Annotated in this window: 15 protein-coding genes; 10 read left to right on the top strand and 5 right to left on the bottom strand. The window is 67.0% G+C overall.

Features of this window, described 5'->3' with window-relative positions; translation table 11 throughout:
* Positions 1-8 precede the first annotated feature (8 nt).
* From ABZ004_RS07075 to ABZ004_RS07065, 3 genes are read left to right on the top strand one after another with little or no spacing between them, the layout of a single operon-like run.
* Positions 9-1703, top strand: coding sequence for an ATP/GTP-binding protein (locus ABZ004_RS07075; protein WP_355678855.1), 1695 nt, complete (start codon positions 9-11; stop codon positions 1701-1703).
* Positions 1703-3559: a TraM recognition domain-containing protein gene (locus ABZ004_RS07070; protein ID WP_355678854.1), complete on the top strand. Its 1857-nt coding sequence runs from the start codon at positions 1703-1705 to the stop codon at positions 3557-3559. Before ABZ004_RS07075 ends, ABZ004_RS07070 begins: the two co-directional genes overlap by 1 nt.
* On the top strand, positions 3549-3923 hold the full coding sequence (locus ABZ004_RS07065) for a DUF4913 domain-containing protein (RefSeq protein WP_355678853.1): 375 nt from the start codon (positions 3549-3551) through the stop codon (positions 3921-3923). The genes ABZ004_RS07070 and ABZ004_RS07065 overlap by 11 nt, the downstream gene beginning before the upstream one ends.
* Here ABZ004_RS07065 and ABZ004_RS07060 read toward each other — a convergent pair.
* Positions 3909-4595, bottom strand: coding sequence for a TetR/AcrR family transcriptional regulator (locus ABZ004_RS07060; RefSeq protein WP_355678852.1), 687 nt, complete (start codon positions 4593-4595; stop codon positions 3909-3911). The genes ABZ004_RS07065 and ABZ004_RS07060 overlap by 15 nt on opposite strands.
* Positions 4596-4724: 129 nt before the next feature.
* On the opposite strand from ABZ004_RS07060, the gene ABZ004_RS07055 reads away from it, so the two are divergent.
* From ABZ004_RS07055 to ABZ004_RS07045, 3 genes are read left to right on the top strand one after another with little or no spacing between them, the layout of a single operon-like run.
* Complete coding sequence (locus tag ABZ004_RS07055; protein WP_355678851.1) at positions 4725-5069, top strand: YrdB family protein; 345 nt, start codon at positions 4725-4727, stop codon at positions 5067-5069.
* Between the two features lie 45 nt (positions 5070-5114).
* On the top strand, positions 5115-5450 hold the full coding sequence (locus ABZ004_RS07050) for a MerR family transcriptional regulator (RefSeq protein ID WP_355678850.1): 336 nt from the start codon (positions 5115-5117) through the stop codon (positions 5448-5450).
* Positions 5451-5486: 36 nt separating this feature from the next.
* Entirely contained in the window at positions 5487-6455 is a 969-nt protein-coding gene (locus ABZ004_RS07045; RefSeq protein WP_355678849.1) for a zinc-binding dehydrogenase, read from the top strand.
* Here the strand turns inward: ABZ004_RS07045 and ABZ004_RS07040 are convergent.
* Entirely contained in the window at positions 6452-7768 is a 1317-nt protein-coding gene (locus ABZ004_RS07040) for an MATE family efflux transporter (protein ID WP_355678848.1), read from the bottom strand. The two genes, ABZ004_RS07045 and ABZ004_RS07040, sit on opposite strands and share 4 nt — an antisense overlap.
* Before the next feature lie 432 nt (positions 7769-8200).
* Between ABZ004_RS07040 and dnaB the strand changes: the two genes are divergently transcribed.
* Complete coding sequence (dnaB, locus tag ABZ004_RS07035; RefSeq protein ID WP_355678988.1) at positions 8201-9994, top strand: replicative DNA helicase; 1794 nt, start codon at positions 8201-8203, stop codon at positions 9992-9994.
* Positions 9995-10005: 11 nt separating this feature from the next.
* Here the strand turns inward: dnaB and ABZ004_RS07030 are convergent, their stop codons facing one another.
* Positions 10006-10575, bottom strand: coding sequence for a TetR/AcrR family transcriptional regulator (locus tag ABZ004_RS07030; protein WP_355678847.1), 570 nt, complete (start codon positions 10573-10575; stop codon positions 10006-10008).
* Positions 10576-10655: 80 nt separating this feature from the next.
* Here ABZ004_RS07030 and ABZ004_RS07025 point away from each other — a divergent pair, with 80 nt between their 5' ends.
* On the top strand, positions 10656-10997 hold the full coding sequence (locus ABZ004_RS07025; RefSeq protein WP_355678846.1) for a DUF2218 domain-containing protein: 342 nt from the start codon (positions 10656-10658) through the stop codon (positions 10995-10997).
* A gap of 21 nt (positions 10998-11018) precedes the next feature.
* On the opposite strand, the gene ABZ004_RS07020 is transcribed toward ABZ004_RS07025, so the two are convergent.
* Positions 11019-11651 carry a MerR family transcriptional regulator gene (locus tag ABZ004_RS07020; protein WP_355678845.1) on the bottom strand — a complete coding sequence of 211 codons (633 nt, stop codon included), beginning with the start codon at positions 11649-11651 and terminating at the stop codon, positions 11019-11021.
* An 84-nt stretch (positions 11652-11735) separates the two neighbouring features.
* Between ABZ004_RS07020 and ABZ004_RS07015 the strand changes: the two genes are divergently transcribed.
* Positions 11736-12143 (top strand): hypothetical protein, encoded by a 408-nt coding sequence (locus ABZ004_RS07015; RefSeq protein WP_355678844.1) that lies wholly within the window; start codon positions 11736-11738, stop codon positions 12141-12143.
* Between the two features lie 40 nt (positions 12144-12183).
* Positions 12184-13131, top strand: coding sequence for a deoxyribonuclease IV (locus ABZ004_RS07010; RefSeq protein WP_355678843.1), 948 nt, complete (start codon positions 12184-12186; stop codon positions 13129-13131).
* Here ABZ004_RS07010 and ABZ004_RS07005 read toward each other — a convergent pair.
* Positions 13016-13987 carry a WYL domain-containing protein gene (locus tag ABZ004_RS07005; protein WP_355678842.1) on the bottom strand — a complete coding sequence of 324 codons (972 nt, stop codon included), beginning with the start codon at positions 13985-13987 and terminating at the stop codon, positions 13016-13018. The two genes, ABZ004_RS07010 and ABZ004_RS07005, sit on opposite strands and share 116 nt — an antisense overlap.
* Positions 13988-13997: the final 10 nt, after the last annotated feature.

Here is a 13997-nt window from a genome sequence, read left to right as displayed (position 1 = left end):
GAGGCCCGGTGAGCAAGGTGGACCCGATGCGGGGTGGCAAACGCCCGATGCCCCGCGGCTGGCCCGGCAGGGGCGGTGGTTACTCGACGTACTTGCAGGCACCGGACGAATGGCGCGGTACGACGGTCCAGGTCTGCGGGATGTGGCCGTTCGCGGCCGGCACCGGCAGCCCGATGGTCGGCGTACCGATCGGCCGCAACATCCTCTCCGGCGCCACCATGTGCTGCGACCCGATCAGCTGGTTCATGCGCGCCAAACTGATCTCCAACCCTTCGGCCTTCGTCCTCGGCAAACCCGGGATCGGCAAGAGCACCATTATTCGGCGGATGGCGCTGGGGTTGGCTGGGTATGGGGTGGTGCCGTTGGTGCTTGGGGATTTGAAGCCGGACTACAAGGATCTGATCGAGGCGCTCGGTGGGCAGGTGATCGAGCTGGGTCGTGGCCGGGGGCACCTGAATGTGCTTGATCCCGGTGAGTCGCGGAAGGCGGCGTTGCGGCTGACCGGGAGCGCGCGGCAGGCGATTCAGGCCGATGCGCACGGGCGGCGCTCGACGATGGTGTCGGCGTTGATCTCGATCATGCGCTCGGCGCCGCCGACCGATCGTGAAGAGACCATCATCGACGAGGCGCTCAAGGTCCTCGACGAACGCCATCACGGCACGCCCGTACTGCGGGATCTGCTGCGAGTGGTCCAAGATGCCCCGGACCGGGTTCGTCACGTCGCCCTGGACCGCGGCAGCATCGAGCGCTACCGGCAGATCACCGAGGGCCTCGAGGCGTCTCTCATCGGGCTGGCCGGCGGTGGCCGCCTCGGTGAGATCTTCTCCGAGCAGACCGACCAGCCGATGGCGATGGACCGCCCGGTCGTGTTCGACGTGTCCAACATCGACGACTCCGAGACCAGCCTGCAGGCCGCCGTGCTGCTCGCCTGCTGGTCGTACGGCTTCGGCGCGGTCGCGGTCTCGCAGGCGCTGGCCGACGCGGGGCTGGAGCCGCGACGGCACTACTTCGTGATCCTCGACGAGCTTTGGCGCGTACTACGGGCCGGCCGCGGCCTGGTCGACCGGGTCGACGCCCTGACCCGGTTGAACCGGCAGCGCGGGGTCGGGACGGCGATGATCTCGCACACCATGTCCGACCTGCTCGCGCTGGAGCACTCCGAGGACCGGATGAAGGCGAAGGGTTTCGTCGAGCGGTCCGGGATGGTGATCTGCGGCGGCCTGCCCCGGGCCGAGATGGAGAACCTGACCGCCGTCGTACCGCTGTCCGGCGAGGAGCAGAACATGCTCATCGGCTGGCAGGATCCGCCGGCCTGGGATCCAGCCACCGGTGAAGAGGCGGCGCCGCCGGGCCGGGGGAACTTCCTGGTCAAGGTCGGTGGCCGGCCGGGGATCCCGGTGCACGTCGCGCTCACCTCGGTCGAGCGGGAGATCAACGACACCAACAAGCTGTGGAAGACCGGCGCCGACGGCCGCCCGCTGAAGGTGGAGATCGGCGAGGACGGGACGCAGGAGGTCGTCGCCGAGTACACCTTCGACGACCCGACCACCTTGCCCCCGCCGGACCCGGCCACCCGGATCACCACCAAGGCCGGCGTGGAGGAGTACCGGATCACCGCCAAGGCCGGCGTGGGGGAGGGAGTGTCTACCATCCGGAGCCAGCACACCGGGGCCGAGGCACTGACTCCGGGCGGAGGACTCTGATGGCCCAGGGCAAGAAATCCACGGGGCCGGTGGGGCTTTCTGGCGAGTCGATCCTGGTCTTCGTCGGCATTGGATTGTTCGTGGTCCTGGTCGGCGGGATCTGGTCATCGCTCAAGATCGCCGCGGCGATCAACAGCACTATCGGCGTACGAGGCAATCCGGTCGGCGCGATCATCGACCTGGTCAACGACCGGCTCGAGTGGTCGGGCGCCGCGTCCGGCGTACTGGTGCTTGAACTTGTCGTCCTCGCCGCAATCGTCGGCGGCGGCTACTACCTCGTCGTCAGGATGCGCAGGCTTGGTTCGCGCGTCGACCGCTCTGCCCAGCTGATGTCGAAACGCAGCGAGATCTACAAGCTGACTCGGCGAGGCGCCCAAGAGATCGCCGACCGGCTCGGCGCCGGCCAGGCCGGTCCCGGCGTCATGATCGGCCGCACGGTCCGCGACAACCTCGAAGTCTTCGGCTCCTGGGAAGACCTGCACCTAGATATCTGGGGACCAAGAAGTGGCAAGACCAGTTCGCGGGCAATACCAGCGATTTTGGATGCGCCCGGAGCGGTGATCGTTACCTCCAACAAGCGGGACATCGTTGACGCGACCCGGGATCCGCGGGCGGCCAAGGGGCCGGTCTGGGTGTTTGATCCGCAGGAAGTGTGCGGTGAGGAGCCCCGCTGGTGGTGGAACCCGCTCAGCTACATCACCGACGAGACGAAGGCCCGCCAGCTCGCGGAGCACTTCGTCGCATCGCAGCGGTCCGAGACCGCACGCACCGACGCCTTCTTCGATGCCGCCGGCACCGATCTGCTGGCCGGCCTACTGCTCGCCGCCGCCGTCGCGAAGCGCCCGATCACCCAGATGTACTCCTGGCTGGCCGATCCGCGCAACGACGAGCCGGAGCGGATCCTGCGATCCACGCCAGGTCTGCAGCTGTCTGCGGACGCGCTCGCCGGTGTGATCAGCGCGCCGGACAAGCAACGCGGTGGCATCTACGGCACCGCACAGCAGAGCGCGCACTTCCTGATCAACCGCAACATCACCCGCTGGGTCATCCCGAACGGGCCGAAGGACAACCGGCCGCAGTTCGACCCGTACCAGTTCGTCCGCGAGGGCGGCACGCTGTACAGCCTGTCCAAGGAAGGCGCCGGCACTGCGGGCCCGCTGGTCACCGCGTTGACGGTGGCCGTCGTTGAAGCAGCCGAGGACTACGCGAAGACCTGCGCCGGTGGGCGGATGCCGAGCCCGCTGGTCGGCGTACTGGACGAGGCCGCCAATGTCTGCCGCTGGAAGGACCTGCCCGACCTCTACAGCCACTTCGGCTCCCGCGGCATCGTGCTGATGACGATCCTGCAGTCCTGGGCGCAGGGTGTGGAGTGCTGGGGCGAGCGCGGCATGGAGAAGCTTTGGTCCGCGGCGAACATCCGCGTGTACGGCGGTGGTGTGTCCGACGCCAACTTCCTCGAGCGGCTGAGCAAGCTGATCGGCGACTACGACATCACCGTCAACTCGGTGTCGTACAGCAAGGGCGAACGCAGTACCAGCAAGCAGACCCAGCGGCAGCACATCATGGAGGTCTCCGATCTCGCCTCGATGCCGCCCGGACGCGCGGTGGTGTTCCCGTCCGGGATCCCCGCGACGATGATCAAGACCGTGCCCTGGATGAGCGGCCCGTACGCCGGTGCCGTGCGCGCCTCGCTCGCGCACCACGACCCGGGTGCGTCCGGGCCGGCCAGCGTCGGCGCCTGGATCGCGGCCGGCCGCAACCAGGTGCTGGCCCCGCGCCCGCAGTACGGGCATGAGGCGCCACCCGCGTCGGTCGCGGTCGGGGGGCAGAGCGAGGAGCGACGCCGTGGATGGTGAACAGGAGCTCTTCTATCCGCACGTCGCCGCCTTCGTCGAGGACCGGCTGGTTCACCTGTACTGCCGGCGGATCGGGCAGCAGTTCGTCTGGTGCCCGGAGTGGTACCGGCACGCCGAGGCGCTGAGCCGGCTGGACTCGATCTGGCGCGCCTGGGAGCACCTGCGGCTCGACCCGGCGACCGGTATGTCGGTCTGGTGGCGCGATCACGCGGACCCGCAGATGATGGCGTTGCTCGACCCGGACGGCCCGTTCGCGGCCTGTCGCGGCTCGCACAGCGACTACCCGATCCCGCCTTTGCCGGTGGAGGAGCCGCCCGCCGGTCTGTTCATAGACCAGCGTCAACCCGATCTACGCGGGGTCTAGTCCGAGCAGAGCGCCCAACCTGGTCAATTGGTGGTCCAGGTGGGCCGGGAACTGAGTCACCGTGTTGGTGAACTGGCCGAACAGCTCCAGGCTCACCAGACCGCAGAGGGACGAGAAGGCGAGTAGCCCGCGCGCAAGGATCTCGGGTGGGAGCTCGCCGGGCAGGGACGGCCTGACGCGCTCCAGTTCGCGGTGGAGTGCCGCCGTCATCGGCGGATCGTCCTGGGACGGCTCCAGTTCGGCATCGGCGAGCAGTCCAAGAATGAGCAGCGGCACCCGGCTTCCGGCCGCCGTGGTCCGCTCAGGTGGTGCGTGGTACCCAGGGACCGGGCTGCCGTAGAGCAAGGCCCACTCGGCCGGATTGGCGACGGCCCACCGGCGTACGGATCGGCCGATCGCCTGCCAGCGGCGGCCCAGTTCGTCGCGACGGCACCGGGCCTCGGCGGCCTCGACCGCGTCGCCGAACGAGTTGTACGACTCCTCGATCAGCAGCGTGAGGAGCTCGTCGCGACTCGGCACGTACCGGTAGATGGCCGACGAGACGAGGCCCAGCTCGCGGGCGATGGCCCGTAGCGAAAGCCCGGCCGAACCCTCGGTGCTGAGCTGCTGATGAGCTATCCGGAGGATATCGTCCATCGTCTGCTGATGCGCGCGCTGTCTCGGCGTCGTCATCCTCCGATCATGACCTCTTTCGCGAGCAGCAGCAACTTGGGAGAGCGCTGCTCTTGCATTCGGCGCGCCGATCGCTCACACTCGTAGCAACAGAGAGCAGTGCTCTCGCAAAGTGAGGGAGTGGCAGCGATGCAGGAAATCTGGCGGGTCGGCAATCTGGGGTTGTTGTTCTTGGTCGAGCTGGCCGGGCTGGGCATCTTCGCCTGGTGGGGCTGGCGGACCGGTCCCAACACGCCGGTGAAGCTGCTGCTCGCGATCGGACTGCCGCTCGTGGCCGCAGTCATCTGGGGACTGTTCGCGGCACCCAAGGCTGACTACGGCAGCCCGGTCGTCACCGCCGTCGTCAAGGTCGCCTTCTTCGGCCTGGCGGTCCTGGCCCTGTGGTCACTGGACCACTGGGTGCTCGGCGCGGTATTCCTGCTGGTCGTCGTGGCGAACTTCCTGGCCGTCCGCCTCGGTCACCTCACGGTCTGACAGAGACCGGGAAGCGTTGGCCGGCGCGTGTTGTTGGTTAGCGGTATGAGGATCGGAGCGGCCGCTCAGGCCAGCGGGGTGAGCCCGAGATCGCTGAGGTACTACGAGGACGAGGGCCTGATCGTCCCCGGCCGGTTCAGCAACGGCTACCGCGACTACTGTCAGTCCACCATCGACAGAGTCGCGGCGATCCGCTCGCTGCTGGAGTCCGGGCTGCCCGTCCGGCTGGTGCGCGACCTGCTACCGCATCTCGGCGCAGAGACGGTCTGCGCCGAGTTCGTGAACGAGGTGACGCAGTACCGGGATCGCCTCGCCGAGCGGGTCGCAGTACTGACTGCTCAGCAGGAGGCGCTCGACGCCTATCTGCGCGAGGTCACTTGACCTTGACATCTGTGTGAGGGTTCTACGTTCCCCTGCATGGAAATGATGCGTGCACTGGTCCAGCGGTCGTACCGCGGGCCGGAAGATCTGGTTCTGACCGACGTACGCCGCCCTGTGCCGGGACCAGGTGAGTACCTGGTGCGCGTGACTGCTGCGGGAGTCAACTTCGCCGATGTCAGCCAGACATATGGGCGCTACGGGGGAGGACCACAGCCACCGTACGTCGCAGGCTTCGAGGCGGCGGGGGAGATCGTCTCCGCAGGCATCGAGGGTCTACTGCCAGTCGGTACTACGGTTGTCGGGACCGGTGCGGGCGCGTTCGCGGAGTATGTCGTGATGCCGGCCGCTGGGGCACTGGAGGTGCCGCCGGGATGGAGTGCTGCCGAGGCTCTCGGTCTGGTACTGAACTGGGCGACCGCGTTGGCTGCTCTGAAGCCACTGGGCGCTGTCGAGTCGGGTGAGACTGTGCTCATCCATGCCGCGGCAGGGGGAGTGGGGCAGGCTGCTGTTCGCCTCGCTCATCACTACGGCGCTCGGGTGATCGCTACTGCTGCGCCGACGAAGCATGACGCCGTACGGGCGCTCGGTGCTGACCTCGTCTTGGACAGCACGTCGCCAGAAGAGCTTCTGGGTATGACCGGCGGTGTTGACCTAGTACTTGAATCAGTAGGTCGAGCTACATTCGGTGCCAGCCTGGCTGCCGCTAGGCCGATCACGGGGCGAGTGGTTGTCTTCGGCGCGTCTTCCGGCGAGGCTGCGCTCACTACTCACGACCTGATCTTCACTCATCCGGTGCAGGTCAAGGGTCTTCACATCGGCGTACTGGCTGACAGTGCTCCTGCCGTCTATCGCTGGTTGCTCAAGGAACTGTTGGAACTCGTTGCTCAGGGCGTCTACACGCCGGGTCGCCCAGAGGTGCATGCATTGGCGGACGGGCCTGAACTGCTGGTTGCGCTTGAAGCAAGGCGAACCAGCGGCAAGCACGCTCTCGATCCCTGGAGCTAGCGGACGGCGCCCGTGACGAGCCACCTGTCGCTGCGCTCCCGCAGAGTGAGAGTGAGGAAGCGGAGCAGCATGTATCCACTGAACGCCCACCACAACGCGACGATGCCACCGCCGAACCACTGCACGCTGAGCGCGAGTGGCACGAACAGGACCAAGGCGATGATCCCAGCGACGGCCAGGTAAGGCCCGTCACCCGCACCGATCAGTACGCCGTCCAGCACGAACACCACGCCGTTGATCGGCTGGGAGATGGCCGCGACCAGCAGCACTGCCGCCAACGTGTGCCGTACGGCGTGGTCCGTGGTGAACAGAGGCACGTAGAGATCTCGCAGTCCCCAGAGAGCGAGTCCGCCGACCACACCGGATCCCAAGCCCCACCACATCATCCGGCGGGTGATCGCTCGTGTCCGTTCGACGTCTCCAGCACCCAGTGACCGACCTGTCAGCGCCTGGGCAGCGATGGCGATCGCGTCCAGCGCCAGGGCGAGGAACGACCAGAGTGTGAAGGCGACCTGGTGCGCTGCGACTGACGTAGTACCGAGCGAGGTGGCTACGAAGGTGACCAGCACGATGGCTACGCGCAGCGTCAGGGTTCGTACTACGAGCGGGATGCCGGCGTGTGCCGAGGCGATGATGCCTGGACGGTCCGGGCGGAGTTTGGCGCCGTCCCTGCGAGCACCGCGGACGACCACGACGACGAGTGCGATACCGGCGGCGGTCTGGGCGAGCGCCGTACCGAGGGCTGAGCCTGCGATGTTCAGGTCGAGGCCGTAGACCAGGAGAAGGTTCAAGCCGATATTGGCCAGGTTGGCCGTGATCGCGACGACCATCGGCGTCTTGGTGTCCTGTAGACCGCGCAGTACGCCGGTGGCGGCCAGGAGGAGAAGCATGGACGGTATGCCGAGGCAGGAGATCCGCAGGTAGGTCACTGCGTAGTCCGCGACGTCCGGTGAAGGGTTGAAGCCAGCTATGGCGAGTGGGGCAAGCAGTAGACCGGCAATCGCCAGTACAACGCCTAGGAGGAGCGCTAGCCAGAGTCCGTCGATGCCCTGTGCGAGTGCGCCCTTGTGGTCGCCTGCACCGATTCGCCTGGCAACCGCTGAGGTCGTGCCGTAGGCCAGGAAGACGCAGATCCCGACCAGGGTCTGCAGGATCGTTCCTGCCACTCCAAGGGCGGCCAGTTGCGGCGTACCGAGGTGTCCGACGATCGCCGAGTCGGCCAGCAGCATGAGTGGCTCGGAGACCAGCGCGAAGAACGCCGGCACGGCCAGCCGGAGGATCTCCCGGTCCTGGGCCGGCCAGGTAAGGGGCATGGGGATCATTGTGCCTGGCGCGCCCTGTGCACAACGCGGCGGACCCCTGGGTATCGAATCTTTTTCTTCTCCACAGTTGTGCGCAGGCAAAACCGCAGGTCAGAGCCGGGTTGTGGATGTTTGTCCCCAGATATCCACAGGGATATGCCCAACCTGTGCACACCCCATCCCGGGGTTATGCACGGCTTGTCCACACCCCCTGTGGACGACCGGCTACCAGGGTTCGGCCCGCTCGGCGTACGGTCGCGTGACTGACACCGTCCGCCCGCAGTCTCGGGGTGAGAACGCCTGCGGATGCTGGCAGGAAATTGTCGGCGCGGCTGGTTAAGATTCGATCAGTTGTTCGAAGTGGCGGACGAGGAGGTCGGACCAGTGAGCGTTGCGGAGTTCCGCGGGGGGCCCGGGGGCGGGAACGAAGAGCGCGACCCACAGCTGGGGTTCGACCGCACGCCACCGCAGGACCTGGCCGCCGAGCAGTGCGTGCTCGGCGCGATGATGCTCAGCAAGGACGCGATCGCCGACGTGATCGAGACCCTGCGCGGGACGGACTTCTACCGGCCGGCGCACGAGATCGTCTTCGACGCGGTCACCGACCTGTATGCCCGGGGTGAGCCGGCCGACGCGATCACCGTCGCCGCCGAGCTGACCAAGCGCGGCGAGATGGCCCGGATCGGCGGCGCGCCGTACGTGCACACCCTGGTCGCCTCGGTGCCGCTCGCGGCGAACGCGGGGTACTACGCGCACATCGTCCGGGAGAAGGCGATCCTGCGCCGGCTGGTCGAGGCCGGCACCAAGATCGTCCAGATCGGGTATGCCGGCGAGGGCGAGGTCGACGACGTCGTCGACCAGGCACAGGCGGAGATCTACTCGGTCACCGAGAAGCGCACCACCGAGGACTACGCGCCGCTGAAGGACATCATGGAGGGCGCCCTCGACGAGATCGAGGCGATCGACTCCCGCGGCGACGCGATGGTCGGCGTGCCGACCGGCTTCACCGACCTCGACGAGCTGACCAACGGCCTGCACCCGGGCCAGATGATCATCGTCGCGGCCCGGCCGGCGATGGGGAAGGCGCTCGCGCTCGACACCGAGCTGCCGACGCCGACCGGCTGGACCACGATGGGCGAGGTCCTGGCCGGCGACTCATTGATCGACGCTGACGGTCAGCCCACCCGGGTGGTTGCCGCCACCGAGGTGATGTACGACCGGCCCTGTTTCGAGCTCACCTTCTCCGACGGGAGCACGTTGGTTGCTGACGGCAATCACCAGTGGGTGGTCGAGGACGGCGGGCAGTCGGTCGTCTGTACGACGTTCGACCTGCACAGCGCGATGGGCGGCGGCTCCGGGCTGACTCCGCCGATCCCGCGCTCGGCTCCGCGCGAGGTCGTCGGACACGGTGTGTCGACCGGCTTCATCGGCGATCCGGACCGCCGGATCGAGCGGGTGGTCGCGGTCGAGAGCGTGCCGGTGCGGTGTGTGGAGGTCGACAACGCCGATCACCTGTATCTGGCCGGCAAATCGATGATCCCGACGCACAACTCGACGCTGGGGCTGGACTTCGCCCGATCGGCGTCGATCAAGCACGGGCTCACCTCCTGCGTCTTCTCGCTGGAGATGAGCCGCAACGAGATCACCATGCGGTTGCTGTCCGCCGAGGCGAAGGTGCCGCTGCACCACATGCGCAACGGCAAGATGACCGACGAGGACTGGGCCCGGCTGGCCCGCAAGATGGGCGAGGTCTCCGAGGCGCCGCTGTTCATCGACGACTCGCCGAACCTCACCATGATGGAGATCCGCGCCAAGGCCCGCCGGCTGAAGCAGCGGCACGACCTCAAGCTCATCGTCATCGACTACCTCCAGCTGATGACGTCCGGCAAGAAGGTCGAGTCCCGCCAGCTCGAGGTCTCCGAGTTCTCCCGCTCCATCAAGCTCCTCGCCAAGGAACTCGAACTCCCCGTCATCGCCATCTGCCAGCTCAACCGAGGCTCCGAACAACGCTCCGACAAACGCCCCATGGCCTCAGACCTCCGCGAATCGGGATCACTAGAACAGGATGCCGACGTTGTCATCCTGCTCCATCGCGAAGATGCCTATGAACGCGAGTCTACCCGCCCGGGCGAAGCGGACTTTATCGTGGCCAAGCACCGCAACGGGCCTACGGCTGACATCGTTGTCGCGTTCCAAGGGCATTACTCGCGCTTTGTGGATATGGCGCACGACGGGTGAGCTGACAAAGGTTAGTGCTGGGGGGTGAGGGCGCTCAGGGTTACCGCTACCAGGCGGTGGGTGGCGGCCTTGGTGGGGAGGGTGGCGGCGGCGGTGAGGGCGTGGAGGCAGTAGGTCGCTAGTTCGCCCGGGGTGACGTCGGTGCGGATGTCACCGGTCGCGGCGGCATCCGAGATGATGGCGCGGAGGTAGGCGTGGAGTTCTCGGCGGGCCTGGCTGACGTGGTCGGCTCGGTGGAGGGACGCGGCTAGGTCGGACCGCGGGTGTTGGTGGGAGAGGATGGCGTACGCCGTCAGGACTGCGGCCAGCCGGTCGGCGGGTGGGCCTGGTCGGGAGCCGATCTCTGTGAGTTGATCGAGGTGCGACTGGACCTCTCGCTCGTGCCATGCGGTGAGGATCGAGTCGACATCGGGGAAGTACTTGTACAGCGTCGCGCGGCTGATGCCGGTCTCTTCGGCGATGCGCGACATGGTGACCGCGGCGGGGCCGTGTTCGGCTACCAGGGCTGCGGTGACGTCCAGGGTGGCCTCGCGCACCGCGCTGCGATGCGCCTCGATCGTTTCGTTCCACAACTTCGGCACGAATCTGACTCTACAGGTCGTCACTGGTATAGACAGATTGCACCTAACTTGACACTCTGTTCAGCAAAAAGGAGATGTCGATGGTGACTTCGGAGGCGCTGGTCACGACTGGGCGAGCGGATCGGTATCTGGAACAGTTCGCCAAACACTTCGATCACCAGCCGGGTGGCATCCAGGCCCGGCAAGATGGCGACGGCCGCTTGGTGGTCGATTTCGGTGCAGCTACCTGCGCGATGCAGGCGACGGGCGAGGGTTTGAAGCTGAATGCCGAGGCTGCGGAGGTCGAGGAGCTCGGTGAGGTTCAGGCTCGGTTAGCGGAAAGGATCGAACAGATCGGTCGCCGGGACGGGATCGCCGTACGGTGGACGCCCGACTTCACCGCGGTGTCCGGACAACGCTCAGCCGGCCATCGACGCCACTGAGGCCAACCGACGCGCTGGTGGCTATTGGTGCCAGCGGTGGGCCGAGATCGACTCTTGGGCCAGGAGGCGTAACGAGCTGATGAGGGTTTCGCCGAGGATGGTGCCGATGATGACGCTTTCGGCGATTTGGTCGGGAGTGGGGTGGTTGGCGGTGACGGCGGCGATCTCCAGGTCGGTGAACTTTTCGACCGCGTCGGCGTAGGCGTTCACGAGGTCGGCGAGGTGTTCCTGGCCCAGCGAACGCATGGTGGCGATCGTTTCGGTCAAGGTGGTGAGGGCAGGGGCGTCGGAGTCGACGGTCCACTTGCGGGACGCGAGCAGAGCATCCACCTGGGCGGCAGCAGCTTCGGTGTCGGGCGTGCACGAAGTGAGCTGGCGGTGGGAGGTGATTGCCCGGTGGGCGCGGCCGATCTGGTCGTGAAGGGACATCGTGTCCGAGTCCAGACCTTCCAGGACCTCCTTCACCTGCGCGACCGGGACGCCGGCCAGGTCGACGAGTGCGCGGATCAGCCGCAACCGGCGTACGTGAAGATCGCCGTAGCTCGCCTGGTTCGGGCTGGTGAGTTCGCCCGGGGGCAGCAGATTCTCGCGCAGGTAGTACTTGATCGTCGGCACCGGGACCCCGGAGACCCGGCTCAGCTCAGCGATTCGCATATTCCCTTGCCTCCGCGTCGGCTGCCATGGATAGTATCAATATCCATAAACGGATACCCTGACTATCTATAACAAAGGACCAGCATGGAACTGACCGACCCGTCCCGCCTGATCGCCGGCGCGATCCTGTTGACCATCGCCACGATCGAGGTCGGCGGCTGGTTCATGACGAAGATCGTCCGTGGCGACGTGCCGATGACCGAGTTCCAGAAGTCCTTCGCGCGGGCCGGCCACGGGCACGCCGGGGTGCTGGTGATCCTGAGCCTGGTCGGACTGCTGTACGTCGACTCGACCAGCCTGTCCGGGTTCTTCCTCTGGGTCGGCCGGCTCGGCGTCCCGGTCGCGGCGATCCTGATGTCCGGCGGCTTCTTCGCCTCGTCCGCCGGCAAGGATCGCACCCAGCCGAACCAGTTCATCTGGATCCTCGGCGTCGGCGCCGCCAGCCTGGCAGCCGGTGTCATCACCCTCGGCATCGGTCTCCTCACGGCCTAATACCCCGACCGTAAGCTGGCGATGTCGAAGAAGGGGAACGATGTCGCTGATTGGTACGCATGTCGCGGTCGCCGGTGGATTGGTGAAGAGTGGGCTGGCCGAGGCGAGCGAGGTGGGTGCCGAGATCATCCAGTTGTTCGGCGGCAATCCGCGCAGCTGGGTGCAGCGAGCGCCCGACCCGGCCGGTGATGACGCCTTCCGGGCAGCCTGCGCCGACCGCGGGCTCCCGGTCGTGGTCCACGCGCCGCACCTGATCAACCTCGGTTCGCCCTCGGACGTGGTGCTGAACCGATCGCTGACCGGCCTCGAAACCACCCTCCAGCGGGCAGCGGCGATCGGCGCAACCGCTGTCGTCGTGCACGCCGGCGCGCTGGTGGTCAAAGGCCGCCGGCCGACAGTTCTCGCCGGCCTGCACGATGTCCTCGCCCCGATCGTGGACCGGGCGGAGGTTCGGTTGCTGATCGAACCGACCGCAGGCGCCGGGGAGGCGATGGCGTCGACCGTCGAGAGCACCATCGAGCTGATGGTTGCCCTGAACGACGAACGGATCGGTCTCTGCCTCGACACCTGCCATCTTCACGCCGCCGGTGAAGACCTGGCCGAGCCGGGCAAGCTGGTCAACAGGATCACCGATGCGGTCGGTCCGCAGAGCATCGGCCTGATCCACGTCAACGACAGCCGCGATCCGATCGGCTCGCATCGCGACCGGCACGAGTCGCTCGGCAGCGGCACCCTGGACCCCTCGGCCTTCGAGGCGCTCCTGAAGGTCCCCGCACTACAAGACGTCCCGATGCTCGTCGAGACACCGACCCACAACAGCGACGTCGCGATCCTCAAATCCCTTCGCAGCAAGAGCGCAGACCACGAAGCGACTACAAAACACCCAGTAGCCGACGGCCGACCTCGCCGATCAGGGCAGTCAGTTCCTCGGAGGCTTCAAGCCTGTACTCCGCGCCTAGGGAAACCACGCCCGCGACGTACTGGATGAGGAGCGACGGCGAGTCCGCGGTGACCCGTAGTACGCAGGCGTCGTCGCCGTTGGGCTCCAGTTGTCCTGGGATCAATCCGAAGAAGGCGGCTCGCACCGCAGCGGCCGGAAGCTGCACCTCGAGACGGACCCAGTGCCGGTAGTTCGCCGACGCAAACGATGAAGCCAGGTACGACGCGGCGTCCGCAGCTGGGAGCTCCCGCGGTTCGAAGTGATGCCGAGTCGGGGCGACGTCCGAGATCCGGTCCACCCGGAACGTTCGCCAGTCCGATCGATCCGGGTCGTAGGCCAGCAGATACCAGCGCCCGTGCAACGTCACCAGCCGATGCGGCTCCACCCTGCGAAGCGAAGGCTCACGCCGCCGGGTCGAGTAGCCGAAGGCAACGATCTCCAGATCGCGGCAGCAGGCGGCCAGGACGGCGAGCAGCCCCGGATCCACCTGCGGACCATCTTCCCGTACGACGACTTCGGTAGCGCTCACCGCTGCCACCTGCGGCCGCAAGCGCGCCGGCAGCACCTGCTCCAACTTCGCGAGCGCACTCATCGAGCTCGCCTCGATCCCGGCGACTCCGCCCGCCGCCGCACCGGCGAGTCCGATCGCCACCGCGACGGCCTCGTCGTCGTCGAGCAACAGTGGCGGCACGTTCTTCCCCGAGGCCAGCCGGTAGCCGCCGGCGAGGCCCGTCGTACCGGTGACCGGATAGTCGAGGGAGCGGAGTCGCTCGACGTCACGCCGGACGGTGCGGTCCGTGACGCCGAGGCGCTCGGCCAGTTCGGCGCCGGACCACTCGCGACGGCTCTGCAGCAGCGCGAGCAGCCGGAGCAGCCGGCCAGGCAGATCCTTCCGAGAACTCACTCAGGAGACT

It is taken from the genome of Kribbella sp. NPDC006257, from assembly GCF_040613535.1.
GTDB lineage: Bacteria > Actinomycetota > Actinomycetes > Propionibacteriales > Kribbellaceae > Kribbella.
The sequence above is the reverse complement of the archived record's forward strand: the minus strand, read 5'-3'. Positions and strand labels throughout refer to the sequence as shown.

Coding starts and splice junctions, on each gene's coding strand:
- ABZ004_RS07070 (WP_355678854.1), top strand. CDS start 1,703: ATGGCCCAGGGCAAGAAATCCACGGGGCCGGTGGGGCTTTCTGGCGAG.
- ABZ004_RS07060 (WP_355678852.1), bottom strand. CDS start 4,595: ATGACGACGCCGAGACAGCGCGCGCATCAGCAGACGATGGACGATATC.
- ABZ004_RS07055 (WP_355678851.1), top strand. CDS start 4,725: ATGCAGGAAATCTGGCGGGTCGGCAATCTGGGGTTGTTGTTCTTGGTC.
- ABZ004_RS07050 (WP_355678850.1), top strand. CDS start 5,115: ATGAGGATCGGAGCGGCCGCTCAGGCCAGCGGGGTGAGCCCGAGATCG.
- ABZ004_RS07045 (WP_355678849.1), top strand. CDS start 5,487: ATGGAAATGATGCGTGCACTGGTCCAGCGGTCGTACCGCGGGCCGGAA.
- ABZ004_RS07040 (WP_355678848.1), bottom strand. CDS start 7,768: ATGCCCCTTACCTGGCCGGCCCAGGACCGGGAGATCCTCCGGCTGGCC.
- ABZ004_RS07025 (WP_355678846.1), top strand. CDS start 10,656: ATGGTGACTTCGGAGGCGCTGGTCACGACTGGGCGAGCGGATCGGTAT.
- ABZ004_RS07020 (WP_355678845.1), bottom strand. CDS start 11,651: ATGCGAATCGCTGAGCTGAGCCGGGTCTCCGGGGTCCCGGTGCCGACG.
- ABZ004_RS07015 (WP_355678844.1), top strand. CDS start 11,736: ATGGAACTGACCGACCCGTCCCGCCTGATCGCCGGCGCGATCCTGTTG.
- ABZ004_RS07010 (WP_355678843.1), top strand. CDS start 12,184: ATGTCGCTGATTGGTACGCATGTCGCGGTCGCCGGTGGATTGGTGAAG.